The sequence below is a fragment of the Gaiella sp. genome (genome assembly GCF_035558935.1).
GTDB lineage: Bacteria > Actinomycetota > Thermoleophilia > Gaiellales > Gaiellaceae > Gaiella.
This window is the reverse complement of the sequence record NZ_DATMBZ010000173.1, coordinates 1-15,474: the sequence shown is the minus strand read 5'-3', so window position 1 is coordinate 15,474 and position 15,474 is coordinate 1. Positions and strand designations below refer to the sequence as shown.

The window sequence follows — 15,474 nt, the reverse complement described above, 5'->3', positions numbered from 1 at the left end:
GACGAGGGCGGGCCGCGCGCGGTTCTCGAGTCGATGGCGACGCGCGTCCCTCTCGTCACCACGAGAGTCGGTCAGGCAGCCGATCTCGTGCGCCACGGCGAGAACGGCTGGATGGTCGAGCCCGAGGACGTCGACGGCCTCGTCCACTGGATCGAGCACGTCGCCTCGTCGAGCGAGAGCGAGCTCGAGCCGGTCCTCGCCGCGGGGCGGGCGGTCGCGGAGCGTTCCTCCTACGACGCCCTGCGTCCTCGCTGGCGCGAGCTGCTGAGCGGCTTCGTCGCCCTGCCGGAGTCGTGATGGACGCGAGCCCGGCGCGCCTGGGGCGGTACGGCCGTGCGGCCGCGCGCTGGGCGCGGCTCTCCGTCGGCGGGAAAGCCGGTCCCGGCCTCCGCGTGTTCTACGGCTGGGACCGGATCCCGGGGCCCGGCGAGCCGGTCGCGGGCGGCACGGCGAAGCTCCAGAAGCTCGCGGAACGGTGGCCGAACCGGCCGACCGACTTCTCTCTCCTGTACCTCGGCACGACGTACCTCCCGCGCGACCTCAGGCCGCTCCTGTGGCTCGCGCGCAGGCGCGGCGCGCCGATCGTCGTCAATCAGGACGGCGTCGCGTATCCGGGCTGGGCGGGCGAGCGGACGGACGCGCTCAACGAGCCGCTCCGGAGAGCGCTGCATGCAGCGGATCACGTCGTCTACCAGAGCGCGTTCAGCAAGCGCTCGTCGGACGAGTTCCTCGGCCCGCCGCGCGGATCGTGGGAGATCCTCCCGAACGCGGTCGACGTCGACCGGTTCACGCCGGGCGCGCCGCCGGTGGACGGCCCCGTGGTGATGCTGGGCGGCGACCAGACACAGGCCTACCGCCTCGAGCTCGGCCTCGAGACGTTCCGGCACGTCCTCGACGCGCACCCGGGCGCCCGGCTCCTCGTGAGCGGCAGGCTCGTCTCCGATCCCGAACCGACGCTTCGTCGCCTCTCGCTCGAGCGTGCCGTCGACTTCGTGGGCCGCTACTCGCAGACGGCGGCGCCGCAAGTGTTCCGGCGCGCGCACGTCCTCCTCCACACAAAGGTCAACGACCCCTGCCCGACGATGGTGATCGAGGCGATGGCGTGCGGCCTTCCGGTCGCGTACGCGGCGAGCGGCGGGACAGTGGAGCTCGTCGGCGACGACGCGGGCGTCGGCGTCCCGCACGACGACGGCTACGACCGCGACACGCCACCCGCGGGCGATGCCATGGCCGAGGCGGTGATCCGTGTCCTGGCCGAGCGCGAGCGGTTCTCAGCCGCGGCACGCCGGCGGGCTGTCGAGCGATTCGCGCTCGCGGACTGGCTCGATCGCCACGAGGCGGTCTTCGCGGCGCTCGTCCCTCAGGCGGAGAGCGCGCCCACGTAGCCCCGGACGCGGCCGTGGAGCGTGGCCGCGTGGAACGACGTCCGGGCGAGATCTCCGCGGAGGAGCGATGCGCCGGCTCCGCCGATCGGGCGCAGCAGCATGCGGGCTACCGTCCCTGCTCCGTAACGGTGTCGTCGCAGGATCCAGCCGACGCTCGCGCCGTCCCGGAGACCCACCGCCCGCAGCTCGGCGTCGGTGTACGACCTCCGCGGATGGGTCACCGTGAGGCCCGGGTCGTACTCGATCCGGGCGCCGGAGCGGATCCCGCGCAGGATGTACTCGACCTCCTCGCCCGACGACCAGAGCGTCCCCGCTCCGAGCCCGAGCCGCTCGTCGAACGCGCCCACCCTCGCGACGAGGTCGCTTCGGAGGAACAGCCCGAACGAGATCACGCGATTCCAAAGGTTGCCCGCCTCGAGGACCCCGGCGTGCGTCTCCCAGGAGGAGTCGGACGAGCCGTCCGCAGCGACCGCGCGTCCGGTGAGGCCGTCGAGCCCCGGCTCGGCGGCGAAGCGCCGCGCGACCCGCTCGAGGATGTCCGGCGCGTAGGTGCAGTCGTCGTCGGGGAACGCGACGAAATCTCCCGTGAGCCGGGAAAGCGCGACGTTGCGGGCGCGCGAGAGGCCGCGCGGGGAGTGGAGGTGGACCGCGTCGACCTCGGGGTGCGCGGTGAGGAGCTGCACCACGCGGTCGTCGTCGTTCTGGTCGACGACGACGAGCCGGAAGGCGGGGTGGGTCTGCGCGGCGAGCGAGCGCAGCAGCTCCTCGAGCGGGGCGGTTCGGTCGACGGTCGCCGTGACCAGGTCGAAGCGGAGGTCTGCGGGAGCTCCCGCCACCGGCGCAGGCTACCCTCAGCCGGCCGTGGCCACGCCCCTCGTGTCCGTCGTCCTCGCCGCTCGTGACGCCGAGGGAACGATCGGGGAAGCCGTGCGGAGCGTCCTCGGTCAGACGCTCGCCGAGCTCGAGCTCGTCGTCGTCGACGACGGCTCCTCGGATCGAACCCGAACCGTGCTCGACGCGGTCGACGACGCGCGGCTCCACGTCCTCCGAAACCCGGAGGCCCTCGGCCTGGCGGGCGCGCTCAACGTCGGTCTCGAGGCGGCTCGAGGGACATATGTGGCGCGGATGGACGCGGACGACGTCGCGCTGCCCGGCTGGCTCGAGCGTGTCCTCCACCGTGCTCGGTCGACGCGGTCGGCGGCAGTGGTCGGCTCCGCGATGATCGACCTCCACGCCGACGGGACGCTCGCGGCGGTGCACCGGATGCCCGTGGGCGCGCGAGCCGTCCGGTGGGCCGCGCTCTTCTCGTCGCCGTTCTTCCACTCGACGGTGGTCGTCGACCGGTCCGTGCTCGACCGGCACGGCCTGCGCTACGACACGTCGTACCCCGAGAGCGAGGACTACGACCTCTGGGCAAGGCTGCTCCAGGTCGCGGACGGCGACAACGTGCCCGAGGCGCTCGTCCTCTACCGCAAGCACGCGGCGCAGGCGTCGGCGAGGCGGAAGGATCTGCAGCGGGCCTGTCAGCGCCGCGTCGCGCTGCCGCAGATCGAGGCGCTCGCGCCGCGGCTCGGGCCCGAGCGTGCCGAGCTCGCATGGCGGGCGGGCAGCGGGCTCGCGCTTCCCCCGGCGGCCGCGGCCGAAGCGGCCGCCGCGCTTCGCGAGCTCCTCCGCGCCTTCGAGGCCCGCCATGGAGGGAACGAGGCGCGCCGCGCGGCGGCGTGGGCCCTCGCCCGGAGCCCGGATCTCGCCGCGGAGGGTGGCGCCCTCGCGCGCGCGGCGCTGGCGCTCGACCCGACGCTGCCGCTCGACGCCGTGCGGCGCCTCGCGCGGAGACGCTCGGCGCGGGCGGAGCGGGACGCCGCCGTCCGCTTCCGCGCCGCGGCCATCGACGAGCCGGTGCGTCTGACGATGGTTCTGCCCGAGCCGACGCCGTACCGGACGGGGATGCTCGACGCGCTCGCCGCGCTACCCGATGTCGACCTCACGGTCGTCTACGCGGCGCGCGCGGTCCAGCGACGTGCGTGGGACGTCGACCTCGGTCACCACGCCGTGCTCGTCGAGGGCCGTCGCGTGCCGGGCGCCTCGCGCGTGCTCCGGCACGACTACCCGCTCTCGCTCGGCGTCTTCGCGGCGCTCCGGGAGGCGCGGCCGGAGGTCGTCGTCGTCTCGGGCTGGAGCACGTTTGCCTCGCAGGCCACGGTCGCGTGGTGTCGACGGCATCGAATCCCGTACGTCCTCCTCGTCGAGAGCAACGAGCGCGAGACACGCTCGGGCTGGCGTCGGGCGGTGAAGAGCGCGGTCGTCCCGGGCGTTGTCGGCGGCGCCGCCGAGGTGCTCGTGGTGGGAACCGCCGCCCGCGAGTCGATGCTCGCCCGCGGGGTCGACCCCGACCGGATCTCGGTCGTCGCCAACACCGTCGACGTCGACCGTTTCGGGCGTGAGGCGGACGAGCTGGCTCCGCGGCGCCCCGTTCTCCGCGCCGAGGCGGGGATCGGCCCGGACGACGTCGCCGTGCTCTCCGTCGCGCGCCTCGCGCCCGAGAAGGGGCTCGACACGCTCGTCCGGGCGATCGCCGTCGCGGGCGACGCGAGACTCGTCCTCCTACTCGCGGGCTCGGGCCCCGAGCGCGAGAGGCTGGCCGCGCTCGCCGCCGGGCAGGGCGTGCGGCTCCTGCTGCTGCAGGACACGCCATGGGAGCGGATCGTCGAGCGGTACGTCCTCGCCGACGTCTTCGCGCTGCTCTCACGGCACGAGCCTTGGGGCGTCGTCGTCAACGAAGCGGCGGCGTGCGGCCTGCCGCTCGTCCTCTCCGACCGGGTCGGGGCCGCGTTCGACCTGCTCGACGACGGGCGAAACGGCGTGCTCGTGCCGGTCGACGACGTCGCGGCCGCCGCGCAGGCGATCCGTGAGCTGGCCGCAGATCCGAACCGGCGGCGAGCGATGGGCGCAGCCTCGCGCGAGATCGTCGCGGAGTGGGGCTACGAGCCGAGCATCGAGCGGTTGATCCGGGTGGTTCGCCGCGTCACCGGCCGTCAGGAGCCACGCGCCTCCTCGTAGATCGCGACCTGCGCCTCGACTACGCCGTCCCACGTCGACCGCGTGGCCGCACGTCGCGCCCCTTCGGCGAGCGAGCGGCGGAGCGCCTCGTCGCCGAGCACGCGCGTGACGGCCTCGATCGTCGCCCGTGCGTCGTAGGGGACGACGAGCGCCTCGCCGTCTGCGAACGACGACGCGACGCCGGTGCGATCGGAGACGATCACCGGCGTTCCCACCGAGGCGGCCTCGGCGGCGACGAGCCCGAAGTTCTCGCCGCCCGAGGCGAGGACGAACACGTCGGCGCGCCGGTAGAGGTCGAACGGCGGGCCTGCGGTCGGCGGCAGCAGGTGGATGCGCCCGGCCGTACGAGGATCGGCCTGTGCCGCCTCGACGAGCGCGAGCGTGCCGTGGCGGTCGTCCGGGCCTGCGAGCACGACATGGGCCTCCGGCAGCGCCCGCGCGGCCGCGACGAGGTGCTCGATCCCCTTCTCGGCCGCGATCCGGCCCACGTAGAGGACGACGGGTGCCCCCGGCGGCACGACACCCGCGAGCGGATCGCCGTCCCCGGAGGGCGGCGGGTCGGGGAACGCGTTCCCGCGCATGCGGATCCTCGCGGCGTCGACGCCGGCCGCCGCGACGTCGTCGCGCTCCTGCGGCGACGAGACGACGACGAGCTGCGCGCCAGATGCGACGCCGCGCGTCAGTGTCGAGTCGAACAGGCGCTTGAGCGCGACCTTCCGCAGCCGCGGCCTGAACATGCCCACGGGCTCGAACACGTACGGGATGTGTCGCAGCCGGCACCAGGCGGCGACGCCGGTCGTGACCGGGTCGCGGAAGCCCAGAACGTGGGCGACGTCCGGCCTCGCGAGACGCCGGAGCGCGAGCGGCAGGGTGGGGGTGATGCCCATCCACCGGTAGCGGAGCGGCGTGCCGAGGTACGTGACGGTCGCGCCGTCCACCGTCGCGACGGCCGTCCTCGACGAAGCCCGCTCGCCGACGTCGCGGAGGGTCGTCGTCACCACGTGCACTTCATGACCGTGCGCGACGAGTCGCGAGACGAGCTCGCGGGCGACGACGACGGGCCCGCCGAAGGCGTGGGCCGGCCAGTACGCGGGGATCGCGAGAAGTATTCGCATCCTGGCGCTCACCGGCGGCAGAGTACGCGGGCCAAGCGACTAGCCTGCGCGGTCGTATGACTGCGCAGGCCAAGATCCTCGTCCTCAACCAGTACTACTGGCCGGGCGTCGAGGCGACGGCGCAGCTGCTCGCGCAGCTCTGCGAGGCACTCGCGGAGGACTACGACGTGACGGTCGTCACCGGCCACCTCTACGGGCACGAGCTGCCGGCCCAGGAGACGCGGAACGGCGTGCGGATCGTCCGCGTCCGCTCGACCGCGTACGAGCGCTCGCAGATCCATCTCCGCGCGGCGAACTACGCGAGCTACCTCGGCGACACGGTGCTCACGGCGCTCCGCGGCGGCCGCCCCGACCTCGTTCTCTGCATGACCGACCCGCCCATCGTCGGCGACGTCGGGCTGGTCGTCGCGCGGCGGTTCGGCGTGCCGCTGCTCGTCATCAGCCAGGACGTCTTTCCGGAGATCGCCGAGCGCCTCAAGCGCCTCGAGCACCCCATCGTGCTCGGCGTGCTGCGGCAGCTCGTCGCTCTGTACCTGCGCCGGGCCGATAGCGTCGTCGCGATCGGCGAGACGATGAAGAAGCGCCTCGAGCAGAAGGGGACGCCGCCGGAGCGCGTCACGGTGATCCCGAACTGGGTCGACACGTCGGAGCTCGAGCCGCAGCCGCGCCACAACGTCTGGTCGGCGGAGCAGGGCGTCGATGACGCATTCGTCGTCATGCACTCGGGCAACGTGGGACATGCCCAGGACCTGGATACGCTCGTCCGCGCCGCGACGTTCCTCCGAGACCTCGACCGGCTGCGAATCCTGGTGGTCGGGTTCGGGGCACGGTACGGCGAGCTGACGGACCTCGCCGAGCGACTCGAGGTGACCGACAAGATCCACTTCCTCGGCTACCAGCCGAGATCCCGCCTCTCGCTCTCCCTGAGCTCGGCCGACCTCCACTACGTCGGGCTGGCGCGCGGCCTCTCGGGATACGTCGTTCCGAGCCGCCTCTACGGGATCCTGGCCGTCGGGAGGCCCGTGCTCGTGTCCGCGGACGCCGACAGCGAGACCGTGAGGCTCGTGGACGAGGTCGGCTGCGGCGTCGTCCTCCCCCCGGGCCGGCCGGAGCTCGTCGCAGGGGTGATCCGCGACGTTGTCGAGCGGCGACTCTCGCTCGAGGGCATGGGCGAGCGCGGTCGCGCATGGGTGCAGCGCGAGGCCGACCGCGAGGTCGCGTTCGGGCGCTACCGGCGACTCGTCGCCGACGTCGTGTCGAGCAGCTCGCGGTAGAGGGCGTCGATGTCGTCGACGAGCCGCTCGACCGCGTAGCGGCGGAGCACTCGCTCGCGGCCGGCCGCGCCCATCGCCGCGCGCCGCGCGGGATCCCGGGCGAGGATCTCGAGACGCTCCGCGAGCGCATGCGTGTCACCGGGATGGACCATGAACCCGGTCTCGCCCTCGTCGACGACGTCGGGAACCCCGCCCACGCGCGTGGCCACGACGGCCCGGCCGGCCGCCAGCGCCTCGATGATCGTCACCGGTGTCCCTTCGCTCGCCGACGTGAGGATCACCGCGTCGCAGACCGCGTACCACGGCGCCACGTCCTCCTGGTAGCCGAGGAAGAGGCACGACCGGGCGAGCCCGAGGTCGTGCGCACGCTGCTCGAGGCGAGCGCGGTCGTCGCCGTCACCCACGAAGACGAGGAGCGCGTCGATCCCCCGCTCGCGCACGCCTGCGAGCGTCGTGAGGAGATCGTCGGTGCGCTTCACCGCGGTCATTCGGCCGAACCAGCCGACGACGAACTTGTCCGGCCCGATGCCGTGTCGGCGGCGTACCTCCGCGGTGTCCCCGTCGAAGGAGACGCGCGGCTCGAGCTCGATCCCGAGGCGGACGACCGAGAACTTCTCCTTCGGCGCGACCCCGAGCGCGACGAGCTCGTCGCGGACCTCCGGACTGACCGCGATCAACCGGTCGGTCGCCCGCGCGAGGATGGTCTCGATCGCGCGGAAGACGCGCGTCCCGGCTCGGCCGAAGTAGCCGCGGAGAACATGCCCGTGGAAGGTGTGCACGACGACCGGCCGACGCGGGCCTGCGAGCACCGCGGCCGCGCGCCCCACCGCGCCCGCCTTGGCGGTGTGCGTGTGGACGACGTCCGGGCGGACGCGTCGGATGATGCGCGCGAGGCGCCAGGCCGCGAATGCGTCGTGGAGCGGCGACAGCTCCCGCGAGAGCCCGTGCAGCGGCACGACCTCGACCCCGGCGTTCTCGGCGACGAAGGCCATCGACTCCTCGCCACGCCCGACGTCGCCGGCCACGAGCGTCGTCTCGTAGCCGCGGTCGGCGAGACCGCGTGCGAGGTAGGTGACGTGGAGCGCCGGGCCGCCGACGTTGAGCCTGGCGATCACCCGGAGGACGCGGATCGGCCGCCCGTTCGTGTCCCCGCCCATCGGGCGCCGAGACTAGCGGGACTGCCCACTACAGTTCGGCCGATGTCCGTGGCGAAGACGCTCTTCTGGGGCTCCGCGGCGGCGCTCGCCTGGACGCACGTCGGCTATCCGCTTGCGGCAGGGACGCTCGCGCGCGTGCGCGAGCGACGCGTCGCGAAGGACCCCTCGGCCGAGCCCTCCGTCAGCGTGATCGTCGCGGCCTACAACGAGGAACCGGTGATCGAGCGTCGCCTCGAGAATCTCCTCGCGCTCGACTACCCCGCCGACCGGCTCGAGATCGTGGTCGCGTCCGACGCGTCGAGCGACCGGACGAACGAGCTCGTCGAGGCCGTCGCGGCGCGCGAGCCGCGAGTCCGGCTGCTCGACTGCCCGCGCGGCGGGAAGGTCGCCGCGCAGGACCGCGCGGTGCGCGAGAGCACGGCCGAGGTCGTCGCCTTCTCCGACGCGAACGCGACCTGGTCGCCGGACGCGCTGCGGCGTCTCGTCGCGAACCTCGCCGACCCGGACGTGGCCTACGTCTGCGGCCGCCTACGGCTGGAGGATGCTGCGGGGTCGAACCGCGAGGGCCTCTACTGGCGCTACGAGCTCTGGCTGCGCGAGCAGGAATCCCGCCTCGGCTCGGTCACCGGCGGCAACGGCTCGATCTACGCCCTGAAGCGGGCCGACTACGTCGAGGTCGACCCGCGCTGGGGACACGACCTCGCCTTCCCCTACCGGATGGTGCAGGCCGGCCGGCGTGCGGTCTACGAGCCGGACGCGGTCGCGTTCGAGAAGCCGACCCCCTCGAACGAGACGGAGTACGCGCGCAAGGTGCGGATGTTCGAGCATTGCTGGGAGATCACACTGCGCGGCTCGATGCTGCGCCGCCTGCCGCCGGACTACCTCGTCTCGATCGTCTCGCACCGCCTCCTCCGCTACGGGAGCGGGCTTCTCCACCTCGGGCTCCTCGCGACGAGCGTGCTGCTCGTCGGCTCCGGGTGGCCGTACGTGCTCGCACTCCTCGCGCAGGTCGCACTCGTCGCGGCGTTCGCAGCGCGCGTTCCGATCGCGCGCTACTACGTCTACGTCACCTGGGCGACCGTCCAGGCCCTCTGGAACTACCTCCGCCGCGGCGTCCCCGCCACGTGGGAGGCGGCGGAAGGCACACGGTGAACCGTGCGGCCGACATCGCGCTCGCCGGGCTCGGCCTCGTGCTTGCAAGCCCGGTCCTCGCCGGCGCCGCGCTCGCGATCAAGGTGGAGGACGGCGGCCCGGTCCTCTTCCGCCAGACGAGAGTCGGGAAGGACGGCGAGGACTTCGAGCTCTTCAAGCTCCGCACGATGGTCGTCGACGCCGAGCGGCAGGGGGCGGGGTACGCCGTCGATCGCGGCGACTCGCGGATCACGCGGGTCGGACGGTTCCTGCGGCGGACGTCGATCGACGAGCTGCCGCAGCTCTGGAACGTCGTCCGCGGCGACATGTCGGTCATCGGCCCGCGGCCGACGTTGCGTTACCAGGTCGACCGCTACACGGAGCGCCAGCGGCGACGGCTCGAGGCGCGTCCCGGGCTCACCGGCTGGGCGCAGATCCACGGCCGCGCGACGCTGCCCTGGGACGAGCGCATCGAGCTCGACGTCTGGTACGTCGAGCACCGCTCGCCGCGCGTCGACCTCACGATCCTGCTCCGCACGCCGCTTGCGCTGTTCGGCGGCACGTACAAGGGCTCGACCGGAGGCTGGAGCGCGCGCGAGTGACCGAGCAGCGGGCGGCGCGGCTCGGGCTCGTCGGGGCGCTCGTCGTCATGGCCGCCCAGCTCAGCGTCGGGGCGGCCTGGTCGCTGACGCACGACGACCTCAGCGAGCTGGCACTCACGACGCGGTGCCTCGAGCGCGAGAAGGGCCTCGTCGTCGAGCAGACGACCGACGACCCCGTCGCCTCGTCCGCGGGCGGCGGCACGCTCCGCACGACGGTCGAGGGCGGGCTCGTGACGCTGAGCGTGGCGACGAGCGAGGCCGAGGTCGAGCGGCTCCGCGCAGCCTATGCGGTGGGCGGCGACCCGGGCGCGCGACTCGACGTGCACGGCCGATACGTCGCGCTCTGGCTCCGCGAGCCCTCTCCCACGCAGCGGCAGGTGACGTACGACTGCGCGTACTGAGCTGACCGCTCGCCGCTACTGGGGCGCGGCGGTAGCGGTGCTCTTCGCCGAAGCGGTCCTGCTCGTCTGGAACGCCTGGCACTACGACTGGCTGCGCGGGTACGACGCGTTCGCGAACGCGCGCTATGCGGAGATCGTCTCCACCGAGTACCGGCTCCCGTCCGAGGCGGAGTCGGGTGTCTGGCACACGCCGCCGCTCTGGTTCGCACTCGCCGGCGCGCTCGGCCGCGCGACGACCACGATCGGCTGGGGGCACGCGCAGCGCCCGGGCCAGCTGCTCGCCGCCGCGGCCGGCCTCGCGACCTGCGCGCTCGTGTTCTTCCTGGCGCGCACGCTCTGGCCCGAGCGTCGCGTGCTCCATCTCGTCGCGCTCGTCCTCACGGCGGCGTCTCCGGCGCTCGTCCGCGCCTCGGCGATGTACCACCCCGAGACGCTGGCCGTCGCCCTGGCGACCGGAGGAGTCCTCGTCGCCGCCCGGGCGCTGCGCACGCGCTGGACACCTGGCTCGGCGGCGGCAGCCGGCGCGCTGCTGGGCCTCGCATCCCTGACGCGGGCCTGGGCCCTGCCGGTGCTCGTCGCGGTGGTGGTCGCGGTGGGGCTCGACGCGCTGGGCCGGCGGTCGTGGACGCCCGTAGCGGTCGTCTCGGGCGTCGCGGTCCTGCTCCTCGCGCCGTGGCTCGTCAACGAGCAGGTCGCGCACGGGAGCGCCCTTGCCTTCAACCGGCCACCGCCGGCCGGCTCGGTGTTCGAGCGTCGGCCGGCGAGCTTCTACGTCGGCCTGCACACGCTCCGCGCGATCGAGCACCCGATCACGCCACTCGCCCGCAACGAGCTCGTCCCCCACCTCTACGCCGACTGGTGGGGCGACTGGGCGCTGACGTGGGACAGCCCGCCGCCGCCGGCGCCGGGAGCGCTGCTCCCGTCTGCCGTCGTGTCCGAGCGCGCACGACAGATGCTCGTCGGCGTCGTCCCGTCGCTCCTGGCGCTCGCCGGCCTGCTCGCGCTCGGCCTGCTCGCGAAGGCTCGGCGCTCGACGGCGCTTGCGATCCTCCCGCTCTCCGCCGCCTTCGTGGTCGCGGCGTACGTCGTCTTCGCGGTGCGCTACCCGTCCACGGACGGCGACACCATCAAGGGCACGTACCTCCTGATGACGCTTCCCGCGGCGATGGTAGGCGCCGCGTTCGTCGTCGACGTTCTCCGGCCGAGGCGGGGTGCCTGGGCCACGGCGACCGCGGCAGCGCTCGCCGTGCTCGTCGCCGTCCAGCTCCCGTTCCTGGTCCTGTGACGCCGCTACGCTCCGACGTCGAGATGACGGCGGTCCTCTTCACGTGCGCCGGGCAGCGCGTCGACATCGTGAGCGCCTTCGGGCGGGCCGGCGCGACGACGGTCGCCGCCGATCTCGACCCGCTCGCTCCCGCGCTCTACCACGCAGACCGAAAGGCGCTCGTCCCGCGGGTCGACGACCCGGGGTACGTGGCGGCGCTCGCGGAGCTCGTCGCCGACCACGACGTGCGGCTCGTCGTCCCCCTGACCGACCTCGACCAGGAGATCGTCTCGCAGGCCCGCGACGAGCTCGCGCCCGCCCTCGTCCTCGCGCCGAGCCCCGAGGTCTGCAGGACGATGGGCGACAAGTACCTCGCGCACGCATTCTTCGTGGCGAACGGGATCCCGAGCCCCCGCACCTGGCTCCCCGAAGAGGTACCCGCCGACGCGCGCTACCCGCTCCTCGTGAAGATCCGCGAGGGCTTCGGCTCGCGCCACATCTACCGCTCCGACGACGCGGCGCAGCTCGCGTTCCACCTCCGTGCTACGCCCGTCGACTCGATGGTGCAGGAGCACTGCCTCGGCGAGGAGTTCTCGATCGACGTCTTCTGCGACACGGAGGGCCGGTGTCTCAACGCGATCCCGCGCTCGATGATCCAGTCGAAGGGCGGCGAGTCGATCAAGGGCGAGTCGCTTCAGGACCGCGAGCTGATCGAGCACGGCGCGCGGGTCGCCGAGACGATCGGCATCGTCGGACCGGCGAACGTGCAGTGCTTTCGTGAGCCGGACGGATCGCTTCCGGTCACCGACGTGAACCCGCGCTTCGGCGGCGCCTTCCCGCTCCCGCTCGCGGCCGGCAGCCGCTACCCGGAGCTCGCACTCGCCCTTGCGCGCGGCGAGAGCCCCGAGCCGCGGCTCGGCGAGTTCCGGGCGGGCGTCGTGATGACGCGGTTCTTCTCCGACCTCTGCCTCGTCGAGGGGCCCGACGGCGAGCTCGTGCCGTTCGCCGAGGAGCTCCCGGAGCCGATCGCCGCGGAGCCCGGCCAGGTCTGATGCGTTACCTCGTCACCGGGGCCGCGGGATTCATCGGCTCCCATCTCGCGGAGACGCTCCTGGAGCAGGGCCACGACGTCGTCGCACTCGACTCGTTCACCGACTACTACGATCCGCGCCGCAAACGGGAGAACGTCGCAGGCATCGCCGTCCTGGAGACCGACATCCTCGAGGCCGACCTCGACGACGTCCTCGCCCGGGTAGACGGCGTCTTCCATCTCGCCGGGCAGCCCGGGGTGCGCGCGAGCTTCGGCCCGGGTTTCGAGCACTACGTGACGCGGAACGTGCACGCGAGCGGCCGGTTGTTCGAGGCCGCCGCCCGCCGCGGAGTGCGGGTCGTCTACGCCTCGTCCTCCTCGATCTACGGCGACGCGGAGAGCTACCCGACGCGCGAGGACGCCGAGCCGCGCCCGATCGCGCCCTACGGCGTGACGAAGCTCTGCGTCGAGCACCTCGCGTACGCGCACGGGCGCACCACCGGCCTGGACGCGGTCGGGATCCGCTACTTCACCGTCTACGGGCCTCGCCAGCGGCCGGACATGGCGTTCACACCGATGCTCGAGGCGCTCGGGAGCGGAGGCACCTTCAGGCTCTTCGGCGACGGCTCGGTGTCGCGCAGCTTCACCTACGTCGCGGACGCGGTCGCGGGGACGATCGCCGCGCTCGAGCGCGGCGCGGCCGGTGAGCTCTACAACGTCGGCGGCGGGGAAGAGTCCACGATGGCGGACGCGATCGTGCTCGCGGAGCAGATCGCCGGTCGGAAGCTGGCCGTCGAGCGGCACGGCGAGGCCGCCGGCGACGTTCGCCGCACGCGCGCGGACGTCTCGAAGGCATCGCGCGACCTCGGCTGGGGGCCGACGACCTCACTGGCCGACGGCCTCGCCGCACAATGGGACTGGGTCACTGCTAGGGTCGCGGCTCCTTGAGCGACGTTCGGCGGAGAGAGGCCGGCGTGGACCCCAACGCCGAGCGCGAGGTCGATCTCAGGTCGGCCTGGGAGCGGATCACCGCGCGCTGGTGGCTTCCGGTCGGCGGACTGATCCTCGGAGCCGTTCTCGGGGTGCTCGTCTCGGTCGGGAGCGGGGACGTCTACAAGGCCGAGGCACTCGTCTACCTGGGCCAGCCGTTCACGCCGTCGGGCGGCGGTCAGCTCCAGAGCCTCCAGACGAACCCGAAGACGGTGAGCGAGATCGTCCGTAGCGAGGCGGCGATCAAGACCGCCGCCGGCGCCGCGAGCATGCGCCCCGGCCAGCTGCGCGGCAACGTCACGTCGACCGCCGTCGTCCAGCCCGGCCAGGTCGCGCGAAACTTCACGCCGCTCGTCCAGATCCAGGTGCGCGGACCGACCAAGGTGAAGGCCGAGAAGGCCGCCAACTCGTTCGCGAACACCGTCGTCACCCAGGTCGTGCCCTACATCACCCGGAAGATGACGCTGCTCGAGGAGCAGATCGCGAACGACGAGCAGCAGCTCCAGGAGATCGCCTCGCGCATCGACGCGGCGAACGAGCAGCAGCGCCTCGCCTCGGCGAGCAAGACCCTCTCGCTCGCCGAGAAGCTGCTCGTCTCGACGAACTCCAACGCGACGGTCAACGCGGCGGAGCAGCGCCGCGGCACCGTCCTGCAGGACCTGAACAGCGCCCGCCAGCTGCACTCGCTCGCCGAGAACGTCGAGCTCAGCCGCGTGGTGCAGTCGGCCGTCGGCGTGCGCACCTCGGCGACGAGCCGCAGGAACGCCGCCGTCGTCGGGGCCCTCGTCGGGCTGTTGCTCGGGGCGCTCGCGGCGATCCTCGCCGACCCGTGGCTGCGGCGCAGGAGCACCGCCGCCGCCTAGCGAGACTGCGGTGGTCGAGGGCAAGCGCGTCGCGGTCGTCGTCCCGGCCTTCGACGAGGAGCTGCTCGTCGCGGAGACGATCCGCGGCATCCCCGCGTTCGTCGACCTGATCGTCGTGGTCGACGACCACTCGAGCGACGGCACCGCGGAGCGCGCGAGGGCCGTCGGCGACCCCCGTGTCGAGGTGATCGAGCACGCCGAGAACCAGGGTGTCGGCGCGGCGATCGCCACCGGTTACGAGCGCTGCCGCGAGCTCGGCGTCGACGTCACCTGCGTGATGGCCGGCGACAACCAGATGGATCCCGGCGAGCTCGCGGCGCTCGTCGGCCCGGTCGCACGCGGCGAGGTCGACTACGCGAAGGCGAACCGGCTCGTGAGCGGCGAGGCGTGGCAGCTGATCCCGCGCTCGCGCTACCTCGGCAACGCGGTGCTGTCGTTGCTGACGAAGATCGCCTCGGGCTACTGGCACGTCGCGGACTCGCAGGCGGGCTACACGGCCCTCTCGCTCGACGCGCTCCGGCGCCTCGACGTCGAGCGCCTCTACCGCCGCTACGGGTTCCCCAACGACATGCTCGTGCACCTGAACGTCCAGAACGCCCGCGTGCGCGACGTCCCGTCGCGACCGATCTACGGCGTCGGGGAGCGCTCGGGGATCCGCGTCCGCCACGTCGCGCCGCGGATCGCGTGGCTTCTCTTCAAGGGATTCTGGTGGCGGATGAAGGAGAAGTACGTGATCCGAGACTTCCACCCGCTCGTCTTCTTCTACGTGCTCGGGATCCTGATGACCGTCGTCGGCTTCCTCCTCGGCGTCGTCGTCGCCGCGTCGCGGATCTTCGGCGGCAACGAGATCACGACGGCGACGATCGTCCTCGTCTCGCTGCTCCTCGTCTCGGGGACGCAGTTCACCCTGTTCGCCATGTGGTTCGACCAGGAGGCGAACAAGGAGCTGCGCTGAGGCCCGTCGTCACGCCGTTTCTGAGGCTCCGAGGGCGGCGCTGCAAACACGGTGCAAACACGCGGGCCATGAACTGGCAAGAGGCCTTAACCGCGTCCGCGCTCCAGATGGCCTAGGATGTGTTATCTGGCCCTGCAGCCAGAACCCCGGCCGAAAGCCCGCAATCTCCCGACGCGCCTAGGCGCGCGAGACGTAGGAGCCCAGGCGAACAGGATTCGACATGCAGGGCCAGTGCTTTGTTGTGCCC

General features: G+C 72.8%; 15 protein-coding genes. 12 read left to right on the top strand and 3 right to left on the bottom strand.

Going from position 1 to position 15,474, the window contains the following annotated elements; genetic code table 11:
* Both VNM44_RS16260 and VNM44_RS16255 read left to right on the top strand, forming a co-directional pair.
* The coding region (locus VNM44_RS16260) for a glycosyltransferase (protein ID WP_325627215.1) at window positions 1-297 on the top strand (297 nt) is incomplete at its 5' end.
* The gene (locus VNM44_RS16255) at window positions 297-1,385 is read left to right on the top strand and encodes a glycosyltransferase family 4 protein (protein WP_325627213.1); all 1,089 of its coding nucleotides are present in this window, start codon (window positions 297-299) and stop codon (window positions 1,383-1,385) included. The genes VNM44_RS16260 and VNM44_RS16255, both read left to right, overlap by 1 nt.
* Here the strand turns inward: VNM44_RS16255 and VNM44_RS16250 are convergent.
* A complete protein-coding gene (locus VNM44_RS16250) occupies window positions 1,361-2,221 on the bottom strand; it encodes a glycosyltransferase family 2 protein (RefSeq protein WP_325627211.1) in 861 nt (286 codons plus the stop codon). The two genes, VNM44_RS16255 and VNM44_RS16250, sit on opposite strands and share 25 nt — an antisense overlap.
* A gap of 25 nt (window positions 2,222-2,246) precedes the next feature.
* Between VNM44_RS16250 and VNM44_RS16245 the strand changes: the two genes are divergently transcribed.
* Window positions 2,247-4,445 (top strand): glycosyltransferase, encoded by a 2,199-nt coding sequence (locus tag VNM44_RS16245; protein WP_325627209.1) that lies wholly within the window; start codon window positions 2,247-2,249, stop codon window positions 4,443-4,445.
* Here the strand turns inward: VNM44_RS16245 and VNM44_RS16240 are convergent.
* Entirely contained in the window at window positions 4,421-5,572 is a 1,152-nt protein-coding gene (locus VNM44_RS16240) for a glycosyltransferase (protein WP_325627207.1), read from the bottom strand. The two genes, VNM44_RS16245 and VNM44_RS16240, sit on opposite strands and share 25 nt — an antisense overlap.
* A 44-nt stretch (window positions 5,573-5,616) precedes the next feature.
* Here VNM44_RS16240 and VNM44_RS16235 point away from each other — a divergent pair, with 44 nt between their 5' ends.
* Window positions 5,617-6,834 (top strand): glycosyltransferase family 4 protein, encoded by a 1,218-nt coding sequence (locus VNM44_RS16235; RefSeq protein WP_325627205.1) that lies wholly within the window; start codon window positions 5,617-5,619, stop codon window positions 6,832-6,834.
* Here VNM44_RS16235 and VNM44_RS16230 read toward each other — a convergent pair.
* The gene (locus tag VNM44_RS16230; protein WP_325627203.1) at window positions 6,789-7,991 is read right to left on the bottom strand and encodes a glycosyltransferase; all 1,203 of its coding nucleotides are present in this window, start codon (window positions 7,989-7,991) and stop codon (window positions 6,789-6,791) included. The genes VNM44_RS16235 and VNM44_RS16230 overlap by 46 nt on opposite strands.
* Before the next feature lie 42 nt (window positions 7,992-8,033).
* Between VNM44_RS16230 and VNM44_RS16225 the strand changes: the two genes are divergently transcribed.
* The 8 genes from VNM44_RS16225 to VNM44_RS16190 are packed head-to-tail and all read left to right on the top strand — an operon-like array spanning window position 8,034 to window position 15,227.
* Entirely contained in the window at window positions 8,034-9,143 is a 1,110-nt protein-coding gene (locus VNM44_RS16225) for a glycosyltransferase family 2 protein (protein ID WP_325627201.1), read from the top strand.
* Complete coding sequence (locus VNM44_RS16220; RefSeq protein ID WP_325627199.1) at window positions 9,140-9,724, top strand: sugar transferase; 585 nt, start codon at window positions 9,140-9,142, stop codon at window positions 9,722-9,724. The genes VNM44_RS16225 and VNM44_RS16220 overlap by 4 nt, the downstream gene beginning before the upstream one ends.
* The gene (locus VNM44_RS16215) at window positions 9,721-10,125 is read left to right on the top strand and encodes a hypothetical protein (RefSeq protein WP_325627197.1); all 405 of its coding nucleotides are present in this window, start codon (window positions 9,721-9,723) and stop codon (window positions 10,123-10,125) included. Before VNM44_RS16220 ends, VNM44_RS16215 begins: the two co-directional genes overlap by 4 nt.
* Before the next feature lie 37 nt (window positions 10,126-10,162).
* Entirely contained in the window at window positions 10,163-11,410 is a 1,248-nt protein-coding gene (locus tag VNM44_RS16210; RefSeq protein ID WP_325627196.1) for a hypothetical protein, read from the top strand.
* A gap of 23 nt (window positions 11,411-11,433) precedes the next feature.
* The gene (locus VNM44_RS16205) at window positions 11,434-12,441 is read left to right on the top strand and encodes an ATP-grasp domain-containing protein (protein WP_325627194.1); all 1,008 of its coding nucleotides are present in this window, start codon (window positions 11,434-11,436) and stop codon (window positions 12,439-12,441) included.
* Window positions 12,441-13,367 carry an NAD-dependent epimerase/dehydratase family protein gene (locus tag VNM44_RS16200; protein ID WP_325627192.1) on the top strand — a complete coding sequence of 309 codons (927 nt, stop codon included), beginning with the start codon at window positions 12,441-12,443 and terminating at the stop codon, window positions 13,365-13,367. The genes VNM44_RS16205 and VNM44_RS16200 overlap by 1 nt, the downstream gene beginning before the upstream one ends.
* On the top strand, window positions 13,364-14,272 hold the full coding sequence (locus VNM44_RS16195) for a hypothetical protein (RefSeq protein ID WP_325627190.1): 909 nt from the start codon (window positions 13,364-13,366) through the stop codon (window positions 14,270-14,272). The genes VNM44_RS16200 and VNM44_RS16195 overlap by 4 nt, the downstream gene beginning before the upstream one ends.
* Window positions 14,273-14,282: 10 nt before the next feature.
* A complete protein-coding gene (locus tag VNM44_RS16190) occupies window positions 14,283-15,227 on the top strand; it encodes a glycosyltransferase family 2 protein (RefSeq protein WP_325627188.1) in 945 nt (314 codons plus the stop codon).
* Window positions 15,228-15,474 lie beyond the last annotated feature (247 nt).